The organism is Bradyrhizobium sp. SZCCHNR1093, assembly GCF_032381175.1.
GTDB lineage: Bacteria > Pseudomonadota > Alphaproteobacteria > Rhizobiales > Xanthobacteraceae > Bradyrhizobium.
The window spans coordinates 132,969-154,272 of sequence record NZ_JAUHJJ010000011.1 but is presented as its reverse complement, the minus strand read 5'-3'; the positions used below and the strand labels follow the sequence as shown (position 1 = coordinate 154,272).

General features: G+C 65.9%; 20 protein-coding genes. 8 read left to right on the top strand and 12 right to left on the bottom strand.

Annotated features, from left to right (window positions below; translation table 11 throughout):
* Positions 1 to 17: 17 nt before the first annotated feature.
* From QX070_RS27625 to QX070_RS27615, 3 genes are all read right to left on the bottom strand, one after another.
* Positions 18 to 1,226 carry a GNAT family N-acetyltransferase gene (locus QX070_RS27625; protein ID WP_315740313.1) on the bottom strand — a complete coding sequence of 403 codons (1,209 nt, stop codon included), beginning with the start codon at positions 1,224 to 1,226 and terminating at the stop codon, positions 18 to 20.
* Between the two features lie 115 nt (positions 1,227 to 1,341).
* Positions 1,342 to 2,094 carry a glycerophosphodiester phosphodiesterase gene (locus QX070_RS27620; protein ID WP_315740312.1) on the bottom strand — a complete coding sequence of 251 codons (753 nt, stop codon included), beginning with the start codon at positions 2,092 to 2,094 and terminating at the stop codon, positions 1,342 to 1,344.
* Between the two features lie 75 nt (positions 2,095 to 2,169).
* Complete coding sequence (locus QX070_RS27615; RefSeq protein WP_315740311.1) at positions 2,170 to 2,637, bottom strand: RidA family protein; 468 nt, start codon at positions 2,635 to 2,637, stop codon at positions 2,170 to 2,172.
* Positions 2,638 to 2,842: 205 nt separating this feature from the next.
* Between QX070_RS27615 and QX070_RS27610 the strand changes: the two genes are divergently transcribed.
* Entirely contained in the window at positions 2,843 to 3,700 is an 858-nt protein-coding gene (locus QX070_RS27610; protein ID WP_315740310.1) for a cell envelope integrity EipB family protein, read from the top strand.
* An 8-nt stretch (positions 3,701 to 3,708) separates the two neighbouring features.
* On the opposite strand, the gene QX070_RS27605 is transcribed toward QX070_RS27610, so the two are convergent.
* Together QX070_RS27605 and QX070_RS27600 are read right to left on the bottom strand one after the other, a co-directional pair.
* Positions 3,709 to 5,016 carry a DNA polymerase IV gene (locus tag QX070_RS27605; RefSeq protein WP_315740309.1) on the bottom strand — a complete coding sequence of 436 codons (1,308 nt, stop codon included), beginning with the start codon at positions 5,014 to 5,016 and terminating at the stop codon, positions 3,709 to 3,711.
* Positions 5,013 to 5,312 (bottom strand): DUF3572 domain-containing protein, encoded by a 300-nt coding sequence (locus QX070_RS27600; protein WP_315740308.1) that lies wholly within the window; start codon positions 5,310 to 5,312, stop codon positions 5,013 to 5,015. Before QX070_RS27600 ends, QX070_RS27605 begins: the two co-directional genes overlap by 4 nt.
* A 217-nt stretch (positions 5,313 to 5,529) precedes the next feature.
* Between QX070_RS27600 and QX070_RS27595 the strand changes: the two genes are divergently transcribed.
* The 6 genes from QX070_RS27595 (at position 5,530) to QX070_RS27570 (ending at position 10,663) form a co-directional block, all read left to right on the top strand.
* Positions 5,530 to 5,895 (top strand): response regulator, encoded by a 366-nt coding sequence (locus QX070_RS27595; protein ID WP_008964019.1) that lies wholly within the window; start codon positions 5,530 to 5,532, stop codon positions 5,893 to 5,895.
* 12 nt (positions 5,896 to 5,907) lie between these two features.
* Entirely contained in the window at positions 5,908 to 7,329 is a 1,422-nt protein-coding gene (locus tag QX070_RS27590) for a PleD family two-component system response regulator (RefSeq protein WP_315740307.1), read from the top strand.
* 988 nt (positions 7,330 to 8,317) lie between these two features.
* Positions 8,318 to 8,488, top strand: a complete 171-nt coding sequence (locus tag QX070_RS27585) for a hypothetical protein (protein WP_315740306.1) — start codon at positions 8,318 to 8,320, stop codon at positions 8,486 to 8,488.
* A 477-nt stretch (positions 8,489 to 8,965) separates the two neighbouring features.
* Entirely contained in the window at positions 8,966 to 9,373 is a 408-nt protein-coding gene (locus QX070_RS27580; RefSeq protein WP_315740305.1) for a DUF1127 domain-containing protein, read from the top strand.
* 264 nt (positions 9,374 to 9,637) lie between these two features.
* Positions 9,638 to 10,336: an aspartate/glutamate racemase family protein gene (locus tag QX070_RS27575; protein ID WP_315740304.1), complete on the top strand. Its 699-nt coding sequence runs from the start codon at positions 9,638 to 9,640 to the stop codon at positions 10,334 to 10,336.
* A gap of 102 nt (positions 10,337 to 10,438) precedes the next feature.
* Positions 10,439 to 10,663 (top strand): hypothetical protein, encoded by a 225-nt coding sequence (locus tag QX070_RS27570; RefSeq protein ID WP_315740303.1) that lies wholly within the window; start codon positions 10,439 to 10,441, stop codon positions 10,661 to 10,663.
* A gap of 110 nt (positions 10,664 to 10,773) precedes the next feature.
* Here QX070_RS27570 and QX070_RS27565 read toward each other — a convergent pair whose 3' ends face one another.
* The 3 genes from QX070_RS27565 to QX070_RS27555 all read right to left on the bottom strand — a co-directional run bounded on the left by QX070_RS27565 (position 10,774) and on the right by QX070_RS27555 (position 13,970).
* Positions 10,774 to 12,126, bottom strand: coding sequence for a globin-coupled sensor protein (locus QX070_RS27565; RefSeq protein ID WP_315740302.1), 1,353 nt, complete (start codon positions 12,124 to 12,126; stop codon positions 10,774 to 10,776).
* Positions 12,127 to 12,356: 230 nt separating this feature from the next.
* The gene (gene rpmG / locus QX070_RS27560; protein WP_015666342.1) at positions 12,357 to 12,524 is read right to left on the bottom strand and encodes a 50S ribosomal protein L33; all 168 of its coding nucleotides are present in this window, start codon (positions 12,522 to 12,524) and stop codon (positions 12,357 to 12,359) included.
* A gap of 120 nt (positions 12,525 to 12,644) precedes the next feature.
* Positions 12,645 to 13,970: an LLM class flavin-dependent oxidoreductase gene (locus QX070_RS27555; protein ID WP_315740301.1), complete on the bottom strand. Its 1,326-nt coding sequence runs from the start codon at positions 13,968 to 13,970 to the stop codon at positions 12,645 to 12,647.
* Positions 13,971 to 14,360: 390 nt separating this feature from the next.
* Between QX070_RS27555 and QX070_RS27550 the strand changes: the two genes are divergently transcribed.
* A complete protein-coding gene (locus QX070_RS27550; protein ID WP_315740300.1) occupies positions 14,361 to 14,750 on the top strand; it encodes a RidA family protein in 390 nt (129 codons plus the stop codon).
* A 22-nt stretch (positions 14,751 to 14,772) separates the two neighbouring features.
* Here QX070_RS27550 and QX070_RS27545 read toward each other — a convergent pair whose 3' ends face one another.
* The 4 genes from QX070_RS27545 to topA are packed head-to-tail and all read right to left on the bottom strand — an operon-like array spanning position 14,773 to position 21,146.
* Positions 14,773 to 15,531 carry an NUDIX domain-containing protein gene (locus tag QX070_RS27545; RefSeq protein WP_315740299.1) on the bottom strand — a complete coding sequence of 253 codons (759 nt, stop codon included), beginning with the start codon at positions 15,529 to 15,531 and terminating at the stop codon, positions 14,773 to 14,775.
* A gap of 41 nt (positions 15,532 to 15,572) precedes the next feature.
* Entirely contained in the window at positions 15,573 to 16,016 is a 444-nt protein-coding gene (locus QX070_RS27540) for a DUF983 domain-containing protein (protein WP_315740298.1), read from the bottom strand.
* Positions 16,013 to 18,388: a ribonuclease R gene (rnr, locus tag QX070_RS27535; protein ID WP_315740297.1), complete on the bottom strand. Its 2,376-nt coding sequence runs from the start codon at positions 18,386 to 18,388 to the stop codon at positions 16,013 to 16,015. Before rnr ends, QX070_RS27540 begins: the two co-directional genes overlap by 4 nt.
* A 4-nt stretch (positions 18,389 to 18,392) precedes the next feature.
* Positions 18,393 to 21,146 (bottom strand): type I DNA topoisomerase, encoded by a 2,754-nt coding sequence (gene topA, locus QX070_RS27530; protein WP_315740296.1) that lies wholly within the window; start codon positions 21,144 to 21,146, stop codon positions 18,393 to 18,395.
* Positions 21,147 to 21,304: the final 158 nt, after the last annotated feature.

Genomic DNA, 21,304 nt, shown 5'->3' with positions numbered 1-21,304 from the left:
CCGGCACGTGTCGCCGGTCAAGACGGCTCGTCCATCCCTTTCCGGAACGGTCCGGATTCGGCGAGCTCGCGGCCGGCCTGTTCGACATAGGCGCGTTCGCGCTTGAGATAGTCGTCGATGGCCCGGCGCAGGCCGCGGTCGGCGATGTAGTGCGCGGAGTAGGTGGTCTGCGGCAGGTAGCCGCGCGCGATCTTGTGCTCGCCCTGGGCGCCGGCCTCGACCACCCCCAGCTTGTGCTGGATCGCGAAATCGATCGCCTGGTAGTAGCAGACCTCGAAATGCAGGAACGGGTGATGTTCGATGGCGCCCCAGTTGCGGCCGAACAAGGTGTCCGAGCCGATGAAGTTGATGGCGCCGGCGATCCAGCGTCCGTCGCGCTTGGCCATGACCAGCAGCACGTCTTCGGCCATGGTCTCGCCGATCAGCGCGAAGAACTTGCGGGTCAGATACGGCCGGCCCCATTTGCGTGAGCCGGTCTCCATGTAGAAATCGAAGAAGGCGTCCCAGGCATCCTCGGTGATGTCCTTGCCGGTCAGCCAATGGATGCTGATGCCGGAGCTCAGCGCATCGCGGCGCTCGCGCTTGATCGCCTTGCGGTGGCGCGAATTCATCGTCGCCAGGAAATCGTCGAAGCTGGAAAAACCCTGGTTGTGCCAGTGGAACTGCTGGTCGGTGCGCTGCAGGAAACCCTGCGCTGCGAGCAGCTGCCATTCGGATTCCCGGGCGAAGGTGACGTGCACCGACGACGCCTCGCTGATCCCGCACAACGCCTTCAGGCCCTGGGCGAGGGCGTTGCCTATCAACTCCTGGTCCTGGTCGGCGCGGATCAGCAGCCGCGGCCCTGTGGCCGGCGTGAACGGCACCGAGACCTGCAGCTTCGGATAGTAGCGCCCGCCGGCCCGCTCATAGGCATCGGCCCAGCCGCGGTCGAAGACATATTCGCCCTGCGAGTGGGACTTGAGGTAGCACGGCACGACGCCAAGGACCTCGTCGCCCATCTTCGCCACCAGATGGCGCGGCGCCCAGCCGGTGCGCAGGGTGGCCGAGCCGGAGGCTTCGAGTGCCGAGAAAAATGCGTGTGAGATGAACGGATTGTAGCCGCGACCGCAGGCGGGAGATGAGCCGGGACTCACGCGACCGTCCGGATTGGCACAGGCGTCCCATGCTGCAGGCGGGATTTCGCTGACCCCGGGGACGGCTTCGAGCGTGATCTCAGGTGATGCCATCGAGTCCTTGAAAGTCGAGTCCTTAAGAGAACCTAACGAGCGGCGTCCTGGCGGCGACACTCGAATGGCCGGTCCCTCAAGATCGTGCATCGCAGCAGCGAGTTCAAGGCCGGCGTCACGTCTCCGGCGTAAACCCTTCGAAGATCATCTGATCCGCATAGCGGGCTGCGGCGGCGCGCTGCTCGGGGGTGCGGACGGTCCAGGTCAGCAGCGGGCAGCCGAACACGTTGCGCGCGATCCAGGGGGCAGGCGCAGGCAGCTGCTCGACCCAATAGGCGACGAAATGCGGCTGGCTGCTGAAGCCATGCTTGAGATGCAGCATGCTGTCGCGTTGCGCCTGGGTCAGCTTGGCCCAGTAGCCGTCCTCGTAGCTGCGCTGGGCGACGATGCCGCGCGTCAGGTTCGGCATGGTCTCGCGCAGCGCCAGCACCTGGTCCGGATCGAACGACATGCCGACCACCGGCCCGGAATAGGACGCCAGCACCTCGGCCATGCGCCGGACCAGCCGGTGATCGCCCTGGAACGTGCTCTTGACCTCGACGACCAGCGGCACGCGCCCGGCGATCAGGTTGCAGAGGTCGCCGAGCGTCATCATCCGCTCGTCGGTCTGCTTGAACTTGATCGCTTTCAGCTCAGCCGCGGTCTTTTCGATCAGCGGGCCGGTGCCCTCGGTGAGGCGTCCGAGATCATAGTCGTGATGCACCATGGCCTCGCCATCGGCCGACAGCTGGATGTCGCATTCGATGGCGAAGTTGCCGGCCACCGCGCCGCGCGCGGCGGCCGGCATGTTCTCGATGATGCCGCTGACAGCATCATGCAGGCCGCGATGGGCGACGGGGCGGGCCGTCAGCCAGTCAGGTGCGCGCATTCGCCCCGTCCATTTTGCTGGCGCATGATCTCGTCGGAAAACCGTTTCGCACTTTTCCGGATCATGCGCTCTCTCTCACTCAACCTCGAACACGCCTTCGACTTCCACCGCCGCATCGGACGGCAGGGCCGAGACGCCGACGGTGGTGCGGGCGTGGCGGCCCTTGTCGCCGAAAGCGGCGACCATCAGGTCGGAGGCGCCGTTGAGGACCTTCGGCCCGTCGAGGAAGTCCGGCGCCGAATTGACGAAGCCGCCGAGACGGACGACGCGCACGACCTTGTCGAGGTCGCCGATCGCCGCCTTAACCTGCGCCAGCAGGTTGACGCCGCAGCCCTTCGCGGCCGCATAGCCGTCCTCGATCGACACGCCGCCGCCGAGCTTGCCGGAGGCGATCATCTTGCCGTCGGCGCCGAGGCAGACCTGGCCCGACACGAACAGCAGGTTGCCGGTGCGCACGAACGGGACGTAGTTGGCCACCGGCGCCTTTGGTGCCGGCAACGTGATGCCCTGTGCCGTCAGATTCTGTTCAACCGTACCCGCCATCTGAAATCCCCGTTCTGTCGCCTGAAAGCCGATCCCGTGCCGGACCGCGGCCCTGTTTGGCGCAGTTGCTACTGACATGCAAGCAGCCAGCGCCGACGCCAATCCGCCGCTTTGACCGCACGTTTCCGTGAGCCAGCCGCAGTTGCGACGTAATGCAGCGGTCTTTAATGTGACGGTTTAGCGATACGTCCTCCGAGGAAAACTCATGGCTCATTCGTTTCGACTGTCGATGGGAGCGCTCGCCGTCGCGGCGATCACATTCGGTCCGGCGCCGGCCGGGGCGGCCGTGCCGTTCCTGCCGCATCAGGCGCTCTATGACCTGAGCCTGGTCAAGTCGCGCGGATCGAGCCCCGTCAACAGCGCGCGCGGCCGCATCCTCTACAATTTCTCCGGCAACGCCTGCAACGGCTACACCTCGGAATTCCGCCAGGTCTCGGAGCTCGATCTCGGCGAGGGCAAGGTGACCCTGAGCGACCTGCGCTCGACTGCCTGGGAGGACGGCGCCGGCAAGAGCTATCGCTTCAAGATCGACTCGCGCATGAACGATCAGGCCTCCAGCCCGGTCGACGGCATCGCCGAGCGCACCGGCGATCACATCACCGTCAAGCTCAAGCAGCCGGAGGCGAAGACCTTCACGCTCGACGGCTCGACCGTGTTTCCGACCGAGCAGATCCATCGCATCATCGCCGCCGCGCGCGAGGGCAAGTCGCTGCTTGAGCTGACGGTCTACGACGGCTCGGACAATGGCGAGAAGGTCTACAACACGCTGACCGTGATCGGAGCAGCCGTGTCGGCCGACAAGGCGGCCGCCAAGCCCGATGCCTCGACCGACAACGACGAGATGAAGAAGATGACGCGCTGGCCGGTAACGGTCAGCTATTATGACCGCGACGCCAAGCGGGCCGAGGGCGAGCAGACGCCGGTCTACGCGATGTCGTTCGAGCTCTACGAGAACGGCGTCTCGCGCGCGCTCGTGCTCGACTACAATGATTTCGTCATCGCCGGCGCGCTCGGCAAGTTCGACGTCAAGGACGCGAAGGACGGCAAACCCTGCGGCAATTGATCGGGGCATCATTCCGTCTGCTCCGGGCCGTCATAGGCGATGCCGCGGATCACCGCGGCCTGGCCGAACTTCTTGCGTAGCGCATCGATCGCGCGCTCGGCCGAGGCCGAACGGCGATCGAGCATGTCGGTGTCGGAGGCCTCCGAGCCCGGGCGCAGCGCGCTGACGCCGGCGCCCATCAGCCGGAACGCCGTGCCGTCGGTCTCGCGCGCCAGCATCTCCTTGCAGATTGCGAAGATCTTGCCGGCGAGCTGCGTCGGCGCCGCGATCGATTGCGAGCGCGTTCGTTGGCGGAAGTCCGCGGTCTTCAGCTTCAGCGTTATGGTCGACCCGGCGAGCTGGCTCGCCTTCAGCCGTGCCGACACCTTCTCCGACAGCCGCCACAGGGTCTTTTCCAGGGTCGCGTAGTCGCGGATGTCGGTGTCGAAGGTGGTCTCGCTGGAGATCGTCTTGGCGCCGCGATCGGCCACGACCTTGCGGTCGTCGATGCCGCGCGCCAGCCGCCACAGCCTGCGGCCGTCACCGCCGAACTGCTTCATCAGCTCGATCTCGTCGGCACGCTGCAGGTCGGCGATGGTGCGGAAGCCCTGGTTCGCCAGCCGTTGCTGCGTGGCGGGACCGACGCCGAAGATGAAGCCGACCGGCTTGTCGGCCAGCATGTTGCGCGCTTCCTCCTGGTCGAGTGCGGCGAAGCCGCGGGGCTTGTCGAGGTCGGAGGCGATCTTGGCGAGGAACTTGTTGCAGGACAGGCCGACCGAGACGGTGATGCCGATGGTCTGCTCGACCTCACGGGCGAAGCGCGCCAGCACCTTTGCGGGGACCATGCCGTGGACGCGCTCGGTTCCGGAGAGGTCGAGGAACGCCTCGTCGATCGAGAGCGGTTCGACCAGCGGCGTCAGCGCCTGCATCGCCTGGCGGACCTCGCGGCCGACCCGGACGTATTTCGCCATGTCCGGAGGAATGACGACCGCCGAGGGACACAGCTCCAGCGCCTTGAACATCGGCATCGCCGAGCGCACGCCATAGGTGCGGGCGATGTAGCAGGCCGCCGACACCACTCCGCGCTTGCCGCCGCCGACGATGACGGGCCGGTCGGCGACCTCGGGATTGTCGCGTTTCTCGACGGTCGCATAGAACGCGTCGCAATCGATATGGGCCAGCGTCAGCGCGGGCAGGGCGCGATGGCGGACGAGGCGCGGCGAGCCGCAGGCCGTGCAGCGGCGCGCGCTGTCATCCAGATCCGTCAGGCAGTCGCGGCAGAAGCAGGTCGGCCCGCTGACCGCGCGCGACGCTCCTTCTGGCGCGGAAGCGGTCACGGCACGTCGCGCTCCCACTGCCGGTCGCCCAATACCTGCCGCGCCGCCATGATATTGGTCGGATGTAACTTGGAGCTGGCGGCAAAAGCCTTTACCGTCTCGTCGTCGCGCAGCACGAAATCGAGCACGCTGACCAGGAAATTGGGGTCGGCGGCCGAGGATCGCAGCGTCTCCGGCCCAATCCCGGTCTCGGCCAGGAACCGGCCCAGCCGCTCCGGTTCGCCGGCCAGGAAGCCGAGGGCCTGAACTGCAACGATTTCAGCGACTTCGCGCGGATTTCGAACGGGCTTTTTCAACGGCGGATTTGCCTTTCCGTTAACTTGTCGGCTCTACTTTGCGCCCATCATGCCCGAGTCTTCGGAATGGGTTCAAGCAAGTGGAAACCATCTCGGGGAAAGATCGAATACCGACTTAACGGGTTAGAACGAATCTGGGGCTAGTTTGAATTAGATGAGTAGCGGTGGACAGGCGTCCGCCAGAGGGCATGCCGGTGTCAGTGATTCGGAGGGGCGGATGGGCAAGACCGTCCTGATCGTGGAGGACAACGAGCTCAACATGAAGCTCTTCCGCGATCTGTTGGAAGCCCACGGGTACCAGACGTCCGGGACGTCCAGCGGCGTGGAGGCGCTCGACATCGTGCGCCGGACCCGCCCCGATCTGATCCTGATGGACATCCAGCTGCCGCAGGTCTCGGGCCTGGAAGTGACGAAATGGATCAAGGACGATCCGGATTTGCGTGCCATCCCGGTGGTGGCAGTGACGGCCTTTGCCATGAAGGGCGACGAGGAGCGCATCCGCGAGGGTGGCTGCGAAGCCTATCTTTCCAAGCCGATCTCGGTCGGAAAATTCATTGAAACGGTACGCCGCTTTATCGGCTAAGGAGTTTCTGCAGTGTCCGCGCGTATCCTTGTGGTCGACGACGTCCCGGCCAACGTCAAGCTGTTGGAGGCGCGGCTGTCGGCCGAGTATTTCGACGTGCTGACCGCCGCGAACGGCGCCGAGGCGCTGCAGATCTGCCAGCGCGCCGAATGCGACATCATCCTGCTCGACGTCATGATGCCGGACATGGACGGCTTCGAGGTCTGCCGCCGGCTGAAGTCGAATCCGGCCACGCATTTCATTCCGGTGGTCATGGTGACGGCGCTCGACAGCCCGTCCGACCGCGTGCGCGGCCTGGAGGCCGGCGCCGACGACTTCCTGACCAAGCCCGTCTCCGACGTCGTGCTGATCGCGCGCGTGCGCTCGCTGACCCGGCTGAAGATGATGACCGACGAGCTGCGCATGCGCGCGCTGACCTCGCTCGAGATCGGCGTGCAGGCGCCCGAGCGCAACGCTGTCGCCGACGGCGGCAGGGGCGGCAAGGTGCTGCTGGTCGACGACCGGCCGTCGTCCTACGAGCGGCTCGGGCCGATGCTGGCGACCGAGCATGCCGTCGATGTCGAGACCAATCCCGCCGAGGCCGTGTTCAACGCCGCCGAAGGCAATTACGACCTCGTCATCGTCTCGCTCGATCTGAACGACTACGACGGCCTGCGACTGTGCAGCCAGCTGCGCTCGCTGGAGCGCACCCGGCACGTGCCGATCCTCGCCATCGCCGAGGCGGAGAACAATTCGCGGTTGCTGCGCGGCTTGGAAATCGGGGTCAATGACTATCTCTTGCGCCCGGTCGACAAGAACGAGCTGATGGCGCGGGCGCGCACCCAGATCCGCAAGCGCCGTTACACCGACCACCTGCGCGACAACGTGCAGAACTCGATCGAGATGGCGATCACCGACGCGCTGACCGGCCTGCATAATCGCCGCTACATGGAGACGCATCTGGCGACCTTGGCCGACCAGGCGGCGAGCCGCGGCAAACCGCTGGCGCTGATGATGCTCGATATCGACTACTTCAAGTCGATCAACGACAATTACGGCCACGATGCCGGCGACGACGTGCTGCGCGAGTTCGCGATGCGGGTGCGCAAGTCGATCCGTGGCATCGATCTCGCCTGCCGCTATGGCGGCGAGGAGTTCGTGATCGTGATGCCCGAGACCGATCTGCACGTCGCCGGCATGGTCGCCGAGCGGCTGCGGCGCTCGGTCGCCAACGAGCCGTTCTCGGTGCACAAGGGCGAGAAGCGCATCGAGGTCACGACCTCGATCGGGCTGTCGACCCTGGAGCAGAAGGGCGAGCCGATCGCCGACGTCATGAAGCGCGCCGACAATGCGCTCTACCGCGCCAAGAACGAGGGCCGCAACCGCGCGGTGGCGATCGCCCCGGTGCATCAACCGGCGCCGTTCCTGCCGCAAGCCGCCGGCCGCGGCCGCTGAGGGGCAGGGCGGCTCCGATCTTTCTGTCCTCGGCTGAAGCTGCGGCGCATCTGTCCAACGGCCTCCATCTGCCATCGAGTCGCTCCGGGCCTCGTGCTTCGAGACGCGCCGCAAGCGGCGCTCCTCAGCATGAGGGTTGAGAGCTTCGCCAAGATCTCTCAAAGACCGCGCCAAGACCACGGACCTCGTCCTGAGGAGCACGCCGCAGGCCTGCGTCTCGAAGGACGGCCACGCGCGCTGCAGGTTATCGGGCGTGCGTACGACGTCGTTGCGCCAAAGTAACGGCGGGGTCGGACGGCAGGCTTCCGTACATGACATGTCGTCCTCGCCACGCATCCGCGCCCGAGCTTTGCCATTCAAAGCCCTCGTCGAGAACAGAGGGCGCAGGGAAGGCCGGGTGCTGGTCGCACCCATGGTCCGCGTGCAGAAAAAAGCACGCGGCAGAACCACAGGTACGAGCCGGACATCCGGCCCTCCCTGCGCGATGGCTTTACGGCTTACTCCGCGCTCTCCCCGGGGACCGGCGTTCTTGCCCCCGTCGCGAGCGCGCTTCGTCGCAGCGCCCGCTTGGCCTCAGCATCGGGAGGCCAGGACCACACGGCTTGACCGTGCAAACCGGATCGTTCGTCGGCGCGGACAAGCCACGCTGCAACCCGACACGCCCACCGCAGCCCACCTCACGCTCGTGACGATCGCGATGCGCCCCTCGTGGCGAGGTGGGATGGATGGAGAGATAGCATGATTTCTGGAAAAGAGAAAGTAAAAATTGCGCTCTGAATAGCCGGCGAGAGCGACATCGTTGAAAGCGTTCGAGAAGTTAGTCTTTTGGCGCAGGACGGTCTCGGGGCGCTCGGATGGGGAGATCGCTTCCTCATCGCAATGCCTTAGACGGATCCCTGAAGATCAAGCCGATGTTGATCGGACCTACGTACTTCGGGTGTCTCATGCTAGCCTGGTTGCGGCGTTGCTCTCTAGTTGGGGGAAAGGCATGAAGCCGCTTCGCATGGGTGTTTTGGCCGGCGTGCTGATGTTGTGTGGAGTCTTGGTCCTCGAAGCGCTCGGTGTGCAGACCAACCTTTTGGTTTTCATGGTCTTGGGAGGCGTTTCGGGCTCGCTGGCTGACATCTTGGATCGGTTCATGGCGGGGCGCGGTACGTAGCGCTGGTCAGCGCGCAAGGCTGGATGGTTGTAGGCTCATTCGGATGTATCTCGGACGGAGAGAGCGTCTGATGTTTGTGGAGCGTCCCGATGTGGACATTTCAGCTGGTAGTCCGCACTCCGTAGGGCGGATCAGCGCAGCGTGATCCGCCGCTTCACGTTCGCCGTAAATCGGCAGATTGAGCTGACGCCAATCCGCCCGCCGTGCTCGCGCGGTCAATCTACAACAACTCGCCGCCAGGATGTGGGGCGCCAAAATATCCCTTGATGTTGCGTGCGTGCCATGATACCTTACGCGACATGAGCAAATCGGTCCGCATCGTCAACTTCTATCACATGACCCGCTTCGGCTGGGCCGTGGAAGGAGTCGCGCGCTAGGACTTGGACGTTGCGATCGTTTCACCAGGCCCCGCCGGCATCGGACGGGGCCTTTTGTTTGGCCACGCTCCCTGCCGGCACCACACAGCAGGAGCATCCGATGCCGCCCCAGACCAACCTCACTGCCGAGATCGCGCGCGATGGCGCCGCTCCCGGTCTCGATCGTCCCATGGCCGCAGCGACGAACGCTGTGCGTGGCGTGCAAGCCGCGCCGCGACCGTCCGCGTCCATCACGGTGCTGCGTGACGCGGTGTCGGAAAAGGACGCCGCCGGGCCGCCGGGCGCAGCAGCGCCGGGATTGCTCGGCCGGCTGGCGCGCTATTGGCTGGTGTTTCAGGAGGGCCGCCGGCTCAGGCGGATGAGAGTCGATCTGCGTGACCTGAGCGAGGCGCAACTGATTGATATCGGCCTGACCCGAGGCGACATCGACCACATCGCCGCGCACCGCGCTCTCGAACGGTTCAAGCGGAGCACGGCGCATCTGATGATGTCCCGCGGCGTGATGTAGCTGCGCGCGAGCCGGCGCTCGACGTTACGGTGGTCGTCGGAAGGGCGGATCTGCGTGATCCGCCCTCGCGATGCCATGGCTTGTTCCAAAGCGCGGGCTTGCCTGCTCAGCGAGCCGTTGCCACAACGTCCTTGCGCGCGCAGCGACGCAATCCAGAGTCCGTCTGCGGGACGAGCCTGGATTGCTGCGTTCGCAATGAGGGAGGAGAGATCGCGCGTCTCTCGACCATCATCCGCGGAGAATCGCGAGAGGAGGCCATGTCAGATGACGCAACATATCGGGATCGTCGGCTGCTCCGCCGAGGGCGCCGCGCTTTGCTATCGCACCATCTGCAAGGAGGGGGCCGGCGTCCTCGGGCCGCATGCGCATCCCGAGGTGTCGATGCACACGCCGTCGCTCGCCGACTACGTGACATGTCTCGATCGCGGCGATCTCGCAGGCGTGGCCGAGCTGATGCTGGCCTCGGCCCGCAAGCTCGCGGCGGCCGGCGCGGATTTCCTGATCTGCCCGGACAACACCATCCACCAGGCGCTGCCGCTCGTGCTGCCGCACTCGCCGCTGCCGTGGCTGCACATCGCCGATGAGGTCGCCAAGGAGGCGGCGAGGAGAGGCTATCGGCGTGTCGGCATCACCGGCACGAAATGGCTCGTCGACAGCAATGTCTATCCCGACAGCCTGGCCGCGAACGGCCTCGCCTTCGAGCGCCCGGACGAGGCCGACCGTATCACGGCGAACCGCATCATCATGGATGAGCTCGTCTGCGGCCGCTTCGAGCCGTCATCCATCGCCGCGTTTCAGGCGATCATCGTGCGGCTGAAGGCGCGGGGCTGCGACGCGGTCGTGCTCGGCTGTACCGAAATTCCGCTCATCATCGATGACACCAACTCGTCCTTGCCGACGTTGGACTCGACGCGGCTGCTCGCCCGCGCCGCGCTGTCGCGCGCGTGTCCGGTTGCGGTCTGAGGAGCGGACCTGCGCAGGGCGATGCGCGGCCGTTCTGCATCGAACGTCGTCGGAACCGCCCGCCGCCGCAGGCGTTTGTCTGGGCCCCAAGGAGGAGCCCCGATGAAGAAGCTGATGTTTGCGGTTGCCGTGTCGCTGTCCGTTCTGCCGTCATTCGCGCTGGCCCATATGGGCACGCCGCAGGAGCAGAAGGCGTGCGCACCCGACGCCAAGCGCTTCTGCCGCACTCAGCTCGGCGACGACTTCGGGGTCCAGAATTGTCTGACGCAGAACCGGGCCAAGCTGAGCAAGCGCTGCGCGGCGGTGTTCCAGAGCCACGGGATGTAGCACGCCTGGTGCGTCCGGCGGATCAGCCCAGCGTGATCCGCCGATCTTACGGCGCGGAAGAGTGGCTATGACGCTCGCGCTGATGCGCTCGACGCTTCAGCTGAACACGGCTACGCCGCGCGCACCTTGCGCAGGAACTTGTCCAGCTCGTCCTTGAGGTGATCGCTCTCCCGCGACAGCGAGTGCGCGGAGGATAGCACCTGGGACGAGGCGGTGCCGGTGGCGCTGGCCCCCTTGCTGACGTCGTCGATGTTGCCGGCGACGCGCGCGGTGCCGCCGGCGACCTCCTGGACGTTGCGCGAGATCTGCCCCGTCGCCGCGCCCTGCTGCTCGACGGCGGCGGCGATGCCGGCGGCGATCTCCGAGATCTGCTGGATGGTGCCGCCGATCTGCTTGATCGAGGCGACCGAGGACTGCGTCGCGTTCTGGATGCCTTCGATCTGCTGACCGATCTCCTCGGTGGCCTTGGCGGTCTGCGACGCCAGCGCCTTGACCTCGGAGGCAACCACCGCGAAGCCGCGGCCGGCGTCGCCGGCGCGCGCCGCCTCGATGGTCGCGTTCAGCGCCAGCAGGTTGGTCTGGGCGGCAATCGAGGTGATCAGCTTCAGCACGTCGCCGATACGCTCGGCGGTGCGCGACAGCTCGCTGATGCCGACATCGGTCTGCTCGATCTGGCGCACGGCCTCCTTGGCGATGGTGGTCGATTCCCTGACCTGGCGGCCGATCTCATGGACCGAGGAGGTCATTTCCTCCGCGGCCGAGGCGACCGATTGCACGTTGGTCGAGACCTGGCCCGAGGCGGACGCGGCGCTGGACGACAGCTGCTGGGTCTGCTCGGCGGTCTTGGTCAGCGTGTTGGCCGAGACCTCGAGCGTGCGGGCGTCGGCATGAACCTTGTTGATGATCTGGCCGACGGTGGCTTCGAACTCATCGGCCATGCGCTGCATCGCGACGTGCTGCTCCGTCTTGGCCGCATCGAGATAGACCGAGATGGCGAGATCCATGTCGATCATCGCCGCCTTGGTGATCGCAGCCTGCAGTGCGGCCTTCTTCTCGCGCGCCGACTGGCCCCCGAACCAGCGGTCCGCGATCTCCGTCTCGATCGCCTTCTGCAGCCCGGTGACGATCAGCGAATAGCCGGCGATGTACCAGCGCGGCTCCAGCCCCATTCGGTTGTGGGCCATCCCGATCCGGGTCACCGACTTCACATAGGCATCGTCGAACTTCGCGGTCGCCAGCGACATCCAATGATCGTGCTGGGCCTGCTTGGCGTGCCCCATGGCGGCCGGGGTGGAAAACATCTTGGCGAGATGCGGGTACTTGCCGACATGGGCGTAGAACTGCTCCAGCAGCCCAGGCAGCACCTTGCCGATCATCGGCCGCAGCTCCCGCAGCGCCTCTCGGGTCGAATTGTCGATGCCGATAAAATCGAGACGGGATTGCAGAGTCTGGAGATCGGTCATCGCTGGTCTACCGGTAAGATAAGGAGGGGGACGCTGCGGAACTCGCAGGTGCGTCGCCAGCCAAAATCGCACGGGTTTGGTTGATGGCTCCTTAAGTCGGGAGCCGGATTCGACCGCGGCGAGGGGACCGATCCGATGCGGGACGGCCCCGGCCGCATCCAGTGGCTGCGGCGCGCGCAATAAAAAACGGGGCCGAAACGGCCCCGTTGAAGTCGCAGCAGACCGCGATCTTACTTGATCTTGGCTTCGCGGAATTCGACGTGCTTGCGCGCAACCGGGTCATACTTCTTCTTGACCATCTTGTCGGTCATGGTGCGCGAGTTCTTCTTGGCAACGTAATAGAAGCCGGTGTCGGCCGTCGACACGAGCTTGACCTTGATGGTGACCGCTTTGGCCATGTCTTGAACCTCTGGAATCGGGATCGGGGGTGGGCACCGGCCAAAGAGGGGGCGCCGTTGGCCGGCAACCTACCCAGCCAGCCCCCAAAGTCAAGGTTTGAGGGCCAGATTCTGGGGGCCCTAGGCCGCGAAGAAGCGGTTTTTCGGTCTGGGCAGGCCGAGATTGTCCCGCAAGGTCGGCCCCTCATACGCCGTCCGGAAGATCCCGCGGCGCTGCAGCTCGGGAATCACCTTGTCGACGAAGTCGTCGAGCCCGGCCGGCAGGAACGGGAACATGATGTTGAAACCGTCCGACCCACGGCTTTCCAGCCACTCCTGCATCTGGTCGGCGATCGTCCTCGCGGTGCCGACGAAGGACAGACCGCCATAGCCGCCGACCCGCTGCGCCAGTTGCCGCACCGTGAGCTTGTCGCGCGCGGCGACATCGACCAGGCGCTGGCGGCCGCTCTTGGAGGCGTTGGTCTCGGGGATATCAGGCAGCGGGCCGTCGGGATCGAAGCCGGAGGCGTCGGTGCCGAGGATGACCGAGAGCGAGGCGATGGCGCTGTCGTAATGCACCTTGCTGTCGAGCAGAGCGCGCTTCTCCCTGGCCTCGTCGACGCTGTCGCCGACCACGACGAAGGCGCCGGGCAGGATCTTCAGATGCTCCGGATCCCGGCCGACCTTTTCCATGCGGCCCTTGATGTCGGCATAGAGCTTTTGCCCGTCGGCGAGGCTGCCGCCGCCGGTGAACACGGCCTCCGCCGTCTCGGCCGCGAGCTGCTTGCCATCCTCCGAGGCGCCCGCCTGCACGATGACGGGCCAGCCCTGCACGGGACGGGCGATGTTCAGCGGGCCGCGGACTTTCAGATATTTGCCCTTGTGATCGAGCACATGCATCTTGTCGGGATCGAAGAACAGACCCTGCTCGACGTCGCGCACGAAGGCATCGTCGGCGAACGAGTCCCAGAGGCCGGTGACGACGTCGTAGAACTCGCGGGCGCGCTTGTAGCGCTCGGCGTGCTCCATGTGATCGTCGAGGCCGAAATTCAGCGCGGCGTCCGGATTCGACGTCGTGACGATATTCCATCCGGCGCGGCCGCCGGAGATGTGATCGAGCGAGGCGAAGCGGCGGGCGACGTGATAGGGCTCGTCGAAGGTGGTGGATCCCGTCGCGATCAGCCCGATGTGCTCGGTGACCGCCGACAGCGCCGAGAGCAGCGTGAACGGCTCGAACGAGGTCACGGTGTGGCTGCGCTTCAGAGCATTGATCGGCATGTTCAGCACGGCCAGGTGGTCGGCCATGAAGAAGGCGTCGAACTTGCCGGCCTCCAATTTCCGGATCAGCTGCTTCAGATGCGCGAAGTTGAAATTGGCGTCCGGCCAGGCGCCGGGATAGCGCCACGCGCCGGTGTGGATGGAGACCGGGCGCATGAAAGCGCCGAGCTTGAGTTGACGTGGGGCCATGAAGGGTCGTCCGCGGATGGTTGCTGTCTTGGGCAGATAGGAACTCGGCCCATGCGTGTCAGCAATCGGCGGCAGAACACGATTTCGTTTTTGGTGGCGGACGTAGCACGCTCATTCCAATGACGTGCCGAGCAAGCGATCCAAACAACGGTGTCATCCCGGCGAACGCCGGGATCCATACTCCGTGAAGGGAATGTGAGGCACAGTCTCGACCATCCGGGCCGATCGAAAGATTCCGCGGTATGGGTCCCGGCGTTCGCTGGGACGACACTTTGTTGTGGGGGTGGACCGCCCACTCGCCGCGACCAGCATCCACCGAGTATCCTGCTCCTCTGGCAGGGACGAACGGCAACAGTGCCTTTCGCACTCATTCACAAGGGAGCCATCGGCGTGTCAGACCGGCTGAACATCTCCTCAGGCTATCCGTTCGAGGACGTCTATGGCTATGCGCGCGCGGTCCGCGTTGGCGAGCAAATCTTCGTCTCCGGAACGACTGCGCGCGGTCCTGATTTGGATCGCGACGTCTACGCGCAGGCGCAAAGCGTAATCGGCCTTATCGCCGAAGCGCTGCAGAAGGCGGGAGCGGAGCTCCGTCACGTGGTGCGTACGGTCGTGTACTTGACCGACATGGCGGATACCGATGCGGTGGCCCTTGCGCATAGCGAAGCCTTCGGGACGATTCGGCCTGCAAGCACGCTCGTGAAGGTCGCAGGCCTCACGCCTGCGACGGCGCGCGTCGAGATCGAGGTGACCGCGATCATTCACGACCGAGCATCGTAGCGGCGCTATACCGGGGATTGCCTCAACCGCCCAGCACGTCCTTCTGCATCTTGCCGCCGTAGAAATGGAAGAACGGCACCGGCGCGTCGTGGCGGAGCGGGCCGGTGGCGAGGCGGCGGTCGAGCTCGTGGAGAACGTTCCTGGTCATCGGGTGCAGGTCGGCGAGCGGCTTGGAGCCGAGCTCGACCCAGACCAGCTCGACCAGCTCGGCATCGGCGTGGATCACGCCGTCGACGCGGTGGGTGATGGCGGAGGCATCGGCGGTGAAGAAGCGGGTGTCGAAGCGTTTGATGCGGCCGGGCGGGGTGATGGCGCGGGCGATCAGGAACAGGCCGGAGGGATCGGGCAGGAGGCCGGCCTGCGCGAATGGCGCCCAAGGACCTTCAAGCTTCAGTGCGGGGCCGTCGACCCTGCGTCCCAGGCAGAGACCGGTTTCCTCGCAGGCCTCGCGGATCGCGGCGACGGCCAGCGACTTCGCGCGCGACGCCGTCGTCTGTGGCTTGCCCTTGAACAGATTGGCTTCGAGCTCGGCCGGCATGGGCGCTGCGACCGGGATGCGGTGATCCGTCTTGTCGACGCGGCCGCCGGGGAAGACGAACTTGCCCGGCATGAACACGACCTTGTCGTGGCGCTTGCCGACCAGCACCTTCGGCACAGCGCTGCTGCGATCGACCAGGATCAGCGTCGCCGCATCCCTTGGCTTGGTGTAGGGATGGTGGTCCGCTTCCTTCTCGGCGGGCTTGCCCGCCGGCGCGCCGGTCGCCTGTGCCGTCTCGCTCATGTCCTCCCCGCCTTTTTCTTGCTCGTCGATCGGTCGAATGCTCACACCGGTGGAATGCCCTCCACCGGATTGTCGTCGAAGCCGTGCATGCGGAAGGCCCATTGCAGCCCGACGACGGCGCCCTTGACCGGCTGAATCAAGGCGAGCGCGGCGACCAAGGTCACCGGCAGATAGATCGCGAGTTGCAGCGCCACTGGCGGCGCGTAGTTGGTCTCGATCGAGAGCACCAGCGGCACGATGATGTGGCCGACGATGACGATCACGAGATAGGCGGGAAGATCGTCGGCGCGATGGCCGGAAAAATCCTGGCCGCAGCGGTCGCAGTTGTCGGCGACTTTCAGGAAGGCGCGGAACAGCTTGCCCTCACCGCAGCGCGGGCAGCGGCAGCGCAGGCCGCGCTTCATCGCGGTCCAGACGTCGCGCTTCTCGGCGAGGCCGGTGTCACGTGTCCAGGTTTGCGGCATTGCGTGGGGCGTTGAACTCATGGCGTCCATGATCTGCCTTTCTTCGATGTGCCGGGCTTGCGTTTTGCCCCTGCCTTTTGGCTTTTCTTGCGGCTTTTTTCTTCGTGCTTCGGACGAGCCTCGGATTTGGCCCGCTTGGTCGCCTTGCTCTTCGCCTTGACGGTCGTCTTGCTCTTCGACCGGTCGCGGCGGCCATGCCGCGAAACGAGGACATCCGCCTGGGTCAGGAGCTCGAAGCGCAGCGCGCCGGCCACCGGCTGAGCTTCTACCAGACGCACGTCGACGACGTCACCCAGCCGGTGCATGGCACCGCTGCGCTGGCCGATCAGCGCGTGCCGCGTCTCGTCATAGTCGAAATATTCCGTGCCGAGGGTCCTGATCGGAACCAGGCCGTCGGCGCCGGTCTCGTCGAGCTTGATGAACAGGCCCGCGCGGGTGACGCCGGAGATGCGGCCCTGGAAGGTAGCGCCGATGCGGTCGGCCAAGTGATGGGCGATCAGCCGGTCGGCGGTCTCGCGCTCGGCCTTCATCGCGCGCCGCTCGGTGACCGAGATCTGCGCCGCGACCTCGGCGAGATGATCCGGCGTCTCGCTGTCGGGCAGGGCGCCGTCGCCGAGGCCCAGCGCGCGCAGCAGGCCGCGATGCACGACGAGGTCGGCATAGCGGCGAATGGGCGAGGTGAAGTGGGCGTAGCGGCGCAGGTTCAGCCCGAAATGCCCGTAATTGTCGGTCGAATATTCCGCCTGCGCCTGCGAGCGCAGCACGACCTCGTTGACGAGATGCTCGTAGTCCTGGCCGGCGACCAGGGTCAGCACGCGGTTAAACAGCGACGGCCTGAGCGCGCCGCTCTTGGCGAAGGGCACGTCGAGGGTCTTCAGGAACTCCTGCAGCGCATGGATCTTCTCCACCGTCGGCTCGTCATGCACGCGGTAGATCAGGGGCAGCGCCTTCTTCTCCAGCAGTTCGGCCGCGGCGACGTTGGCCGAGATCATGAACTCCTCGATCAGCCTGTGGGCGTCGAGGCGCTCCGGCACGACGACGCGATCGACGGTGCCGTCGGTCTTGAGCAGGATCTTGCGCTCGGGGATGTCGAGGTCGAGCGGATCGCGCGCGTCGCGGCCGCGCTTGGCGACCTCATAGGCCGCATAAAGCGGCGTGAGGATCGGCTCGAGCAGGGGACCGGTGACGTCGTCCGGCTTGCCATCGATCGCGGCCTGCGCCTGCGCATAGGAAAGCTTCGCGGCCGAGCGCATCAGCACGCGGTGGAACGAGTGCGACCGCTTGCGGCCGTCGGCGCCGATCACCATGCGCACGGCGAGCGCGCCGCGCGCCTCGCCCGGCACCAGCGAGCACAGATTGTTGGAGATGCGCTCCGGCAGCATGGGCACCACGCGGTCGGGGAAGTAGACCGAGTTGCCGCGGATCAGCGCGTCGCGATCGAGCGCCGAGCCCGGCCGCACGTAGTAGGCAACGTCGGCGATGGCGACGTGGACAATGAAGCCGCCGACATTGTTCGGATCGGGGTCGGGCGCGGCATGAACGGCGTCGTCGTGGTCCTTGGCATCGGGCGGATCGATCGTGACCAGCGGCAGCTCGCGCCAGTCCTCCCGGCCCTTCAAGGTCGCGGGCAGCGCGGCTTCGGCTTCGGCCACCGCCGCGGCCGAGAAGTCCATCGGGATCTCGTGGGCATGGATCGCGATCAGGCTGATCGCCTTCTCGGTGGCGACCGAGCCGTAGCGCTCCTTCACGCGTCCTGCGGGCAGGCCATAGCCACGGCCACGCAGAAGGTCGACGCTGATGAGATCGCCGTCCTTGGCGTCCTTGGTGTCGGCGGGCGCGATGGAGAGCTCGCGGCCGGCCTGCTTCTTGTCGACCGGAATGAGGCGGCCGCCGCCGCCGGGATTGCTGCGGAAAATGCCGAGCACGCGCGGCCGCGCCTGATCGAGCACCTTGAGTACGCGGCCGCGATAGGCCACGCCTTCGGCATCCTTGATCGGCTCGACCCGCAGCAGCGCGCGGTCACCGACGCCGGCGGCCGAGCCCGGCCCGGCATGACGCGGCGTGTGGATGCGGATGCGCGGCGGCTCGGACTGTTCGGCCTCGTCCCATTCGGCCGGCTTGGCGATCAATTCGCCGTCGCTGTCGCGCCCGGTGATGTCGGCGACCAGCGTGGCCGGCAGTGTCGCGGTCTCGACGACCTTCTTGCGGCCGCTCTTCTTCACCGTGCCGTCGGCGACGAGCTCGCGCAGCAACTGCTTGAGCGCGACGCGATCGGCGTTCTTCAGGCCGAATGCGCGGGCGATGTCCTTGGTGCCAACCTTGCCCGGATTGGCGCGGATGAAGGCGACGATGGCCTCCCGCGAAGGGAAGCCGATGTCGCGCTTTTGGGTCATTTTCTCATCCGCGGGCCTTGCCGGCGCTTTTCTTGGGCGTCGCCTTGGTCGCAGGCTTGGCCGAGGTCTTGGCGGCCTTGGCGACGGGCGCACGCGCCTTGCTGGTGGAGTCTGATTTCGGTTTGGCGGCCGCCTTCTTCGCCACGGCCTTTTTCGCCGGCTTCGGCGTGTCGTCGTCACCGCCGGTCTTCGGCTTGGCCTTGCCGGCAGCCTTGGCCGGCTTCGCAGCCTTGCCCTTGGCCTTCTTGCCGCCGCCCTTGGCGGCGCGCTCGTCGAGCAGCGCAATCGCCTCCGCGAGCGTGATCGTGTCCTTCTCCTTGTCGCCGGGGATGGTGGCGTTGACGCCGCCTGCGGTGACATAGGCGCCGTAGCGACCGGCCTTGACGGCGACGGGGCCGAGCGACGGATGGTCGCCGAGCGCCTTGCCGGGATCGGCGCCGAACCGCTTGCTCGGTCCCTTGGCGATCTTCTCGGCGATCAGCGTGACGGCGCGGTTGAGGCCGATGTCGAACACCTCGTCGCCCGCCTCCAAGCTCGCATAGGTCTTGTCGTGCTTCACGAACGGCCCGAAGCGGCCGAGATTGGCGATGATCGGCAGACCCGTCTCCGGATGGATGCCCACCTCACGTGGCAGCGACAGCAGCTTCAGCGCATAGTCGAGCTCGAGGCTTGCGGGCGACGTCCCTTTCGGGATGCCCGCGCGCTTCGGCTTCTCGCCCTCGGCGTAATCCTTCTGCTCGCCGAGCTGGATGTAGGGGCCGAAGCGGCCGGCCTTGACGACGACGTCTAGGCCGGTGTCCGGATCCTGGCCGAGCACGCGATCGGCCGTCGCCTCGCTGTCGGCGGCGAGCGGGCGGGTGTAGCGGCATTCCGGATAGTTCGAGCAGCCGACGAAGGCGCCGAACTTGCCGGCCTTGAGGTTGAGCCGTCCGGTGCCGCAGGTCGGGCACTGCCGGACATCGCCACCGTCGTCGCGCGGCGGATAGATGTGGGGCCCGAGCATCTCGTCGAGCGCGTCGAGCACCTGCGCCACGCGCAGGTCCTTGATGTCGTCGACGGCGCCGATGAAGCCGGTCCAGAAATCCTTCAGGACCTGCTGCCAGGCGATCTCGTTGTTGGAGATGCGGTCGAGCTGCTCCTCGAGATCCGCCGTGAAATCATACTCGACGTAGCGGCGGAAGAAGTTCTCCAGGAACGCGACGACGACGCGGCCCTTGTCCTCGCCGTGCAGCCGCTTCTTCTCGAGCTTCACATAGCCGCGGTCCTTCAGCACCTGCAGGATCGAGGCATAGGTCGAGGGTCGGCCGATGCCGAGCTCTTCCATGCGCTTGACCAGCGAGGCTTCGGAGAAGCGCGGCGGCGGCTCGGTGAAATGCTGGGTGACCGCGAGATTCTGCCGCTTCAGCGGCTCGCCTGGGCTCATCTGCGGCAGGCGGCGGCCGTCCTCGTCCTCCTCGTCGTCGCGGCCTTCCTGATAGAGGGCGAGGAAGCCGTCGAACTTGATGACCTGGCCCGTCGCGCGCAGCTCCAGGGTGCGGGCGCCCGCCTTGGCGATGATGTCGACGGTGGTGCGCTCCAGCTCGGCGGATTCCATCTGGCTCGCGATCGTACGGGTCCAGATCAGCTCATAGAGCTTGGCCTGGTCGTCATCGAGCCGCTTGCGTAGATCGGCCGGCTTGCGCGACAGGTCGGTCGGGCGGATCGCTTCATGCGCTTCCTGGGCGTTCTTGGCCTTGGCCTGGTACTGGCGCGGGCTCTCCGGCACATATTTGTTGCCGTAGATCTCGCCGATCACCTTGCGGGCCTGGGTGATCGCCGAACCGTCGATCTGCACGCCGTCGGTTCGCATATAGGTGATGAGACCGGTGGTCTCGCCGCCGATGTCGATGCCTTCATAGAGACGCTGCGCGATGCGCATCGTGTGCGCCGGCGCGAAGCCGAGCTTGCGGCTCGCCTCCTGCTGCAGCGTCGAGGTGGTGAAGGGGGCCTGAGGGTTGCGCCGCGCGGGCTTGGCGTCGACGGTCGCGACCGTGTAGCTCGCCGCGTTGAGCGCGGTCTTGAAATCCTCGGCTTCGGCGCCGGTGCCGATGTCGAGCCGCTGGATCTTCTTGCCGTCGGCGCCGACGAGGCGCGCCTCGAAGGTGTCACCGCGCGGCGTCGCCAAGGTCGCGATCAGCGACCAGTATTCGCGCGGGACGAACTTCTCGATCTCGAGCTCGCGATCGCAGACGAGGCGCAGCGCGACCGACTGCACGCGCCCGGCCGAGCGGGCGCCCGGCAGCTTGCGCCACAGCACGGGAGAGAGAGTGAAGCCCACGAGGTAATCGAGTGCGCGGCGCGCCATGTAGGCGTCGACCAGCGCGCCGTCGATCTGGCGCGGATGCTTCATCGCCTCCGAGACGGCCTGCTTGGTGATGGCGTTGAAGACGACGCGCTCGATCTTCTGATCCTTGAGCGCACGCTTCTCCTTCAACACCTCCAGCACATGCCAGGAAATCGCTTCGCCCTCGCGATCAGGGTCGGTGGCGAGAATCAGCCGGTCAGCGCCCTTCAGCGATTTGGCGATATCGTTGAGTCGGCCGGCCGCCTTGGGATCGATCTCCCAGATCATGCGGAAATTCTCGTCCGGATCGACGGAACCGTTCTTGGCCGGAAGGTCGCGGACATGACCGAAAGAGGCCAGAACCTCGTAGGATGAGCCCAGATACTTATTGATCGTCTTGGCCTTGGCAGGCGACTCCACGATGACGATATTCATGTATTTCCAATGGCTTAGTGGAAGGATTGAAGCTGGCTTCGCGGGATTCGCGCCGGCTGCGTTGACCCGAACATGGGTGGTGAGGGGGTTCCTGTCAAATCGAGGGATGTTGAAAGGCGATTGCGTTCGACCGGCGAAGTACCTATCAGGTTGTACGG

Excerpts from the sequence above, each read along its gene's own strand:
- QX070_RS27625 (WP_315740313.1), bottom strand. The coding sequence starts at position 1,226 with ATGGCATCACCTGAGATCACGCTCGAAGCCGTCCCCGGGGTCAGCGAA.
- QX070_RS27620 (WP_315740312.1), bottom strand. The coding sequence starts at position 2,094 with ATGCGCGCACCTGACTGGCTGACGGCCCGCCCCGTCGCCCATCGCGGC.
- QX070_RS27615 (WP_315740311.1), bottom strand. The coding sequence starts at position 2,637 with ATGGCGGGTACGGTTGAACAGAATCTGACGGCACAGGGCATCACGTTG.
- QX070_RS27610 (WP_315740310.1), top strand. The coding sequence starts at position 2,843 with ATGGCTCATTCGTTTCGACTGTCGATGGGAGCGCTCGCCGTCGCGGCG.
- QX070_RS27595 (WP_008964019.1), top strand. The coding sequence starts at position 5,530 with ATGGGCAAGACCGTCCTGATCGTGGAGGACAACGAGCTCAACATGAAG.
- QX070_RS27585 (WP_315740306.1), top strand. The coding sequence starts at position 8,318 with ATGAAGCCGCTTCGCATGGGTGTTTTGGCCGGCGTGCTGATGTTGTGT.
- QX070_RS27580 (WP_315740305.1), top strand. The coding sequence starts at position 8,966 with ATGCCGCCCCAGACCAACCTCACTGCCGAGATCGCGCGCGATGGCGCC.
- QX070_RS27575 (WP_315740304.1), top strand. The coding sequence starts at position 9,638 with ATGACGCAACATATCGGGATCGTCGGCTGCTCCGCCGAGGGCGCCGCG.
- QX070_RS27570 (WP_315740303.1), top strand. The coding sequence starts at position 10,439 with ATGAAGAAGCTGATGTTTGCGGTTGCCGTGTCGCTGTCCGTTCTGCCG.
- QX070_RS27565 (WP_315740302.1), bottom strand. The coding sequence starts at position 12,126 with ATGACCGATCTCCAGACTCTGCAATCCCGTCTCGATTTTATCGGCATC.
- rpmG (WP_015666342.1), bottom strand. The coding sequence starts at position 12,524 with ATGGCCAAAGCGGTCACCATCAAGGTCAAGCTCGTGTCGACGGCCGAC.
- QX070_RS27555 (WP_315740301.1), bottom strand. The coding sequence starts at position 13,970 with ATGGCCCCACGTCAACTCAAGCTCGGCGCTTTCATGCGCCCGGTCTCC.
- QX070_RS27545 (WP_315740299.1), bottom strand. The coding sequence starts at position 15,531 with ATGAGCGAGACGGCACAGGCGACCGGCGCGCCGGCGGGCAAGCCCGCC.
- QX070_RS27540 (WP_315740298.1), bottom strand. The coding sequence starts at position 16,016 with ATGAGTTCAACGCCCCACGCAATGCCGCAAACCTGGACACGTGACACC.
- rnr (WP_315740297.1), bottom strand. The coding sequence starts at position 18,388 with ATGACCCAAAAGCGCGACATCGGCTTCCCTTCGCGGGAGGCCATCGTC.
- topA (WP_315740296.1), bottom strand. The coding sequence starts at position 21,146 with ATGAATATCGTCATCGTGGAGTCGCCTGCCAAGGCCAAGACGATCAAT.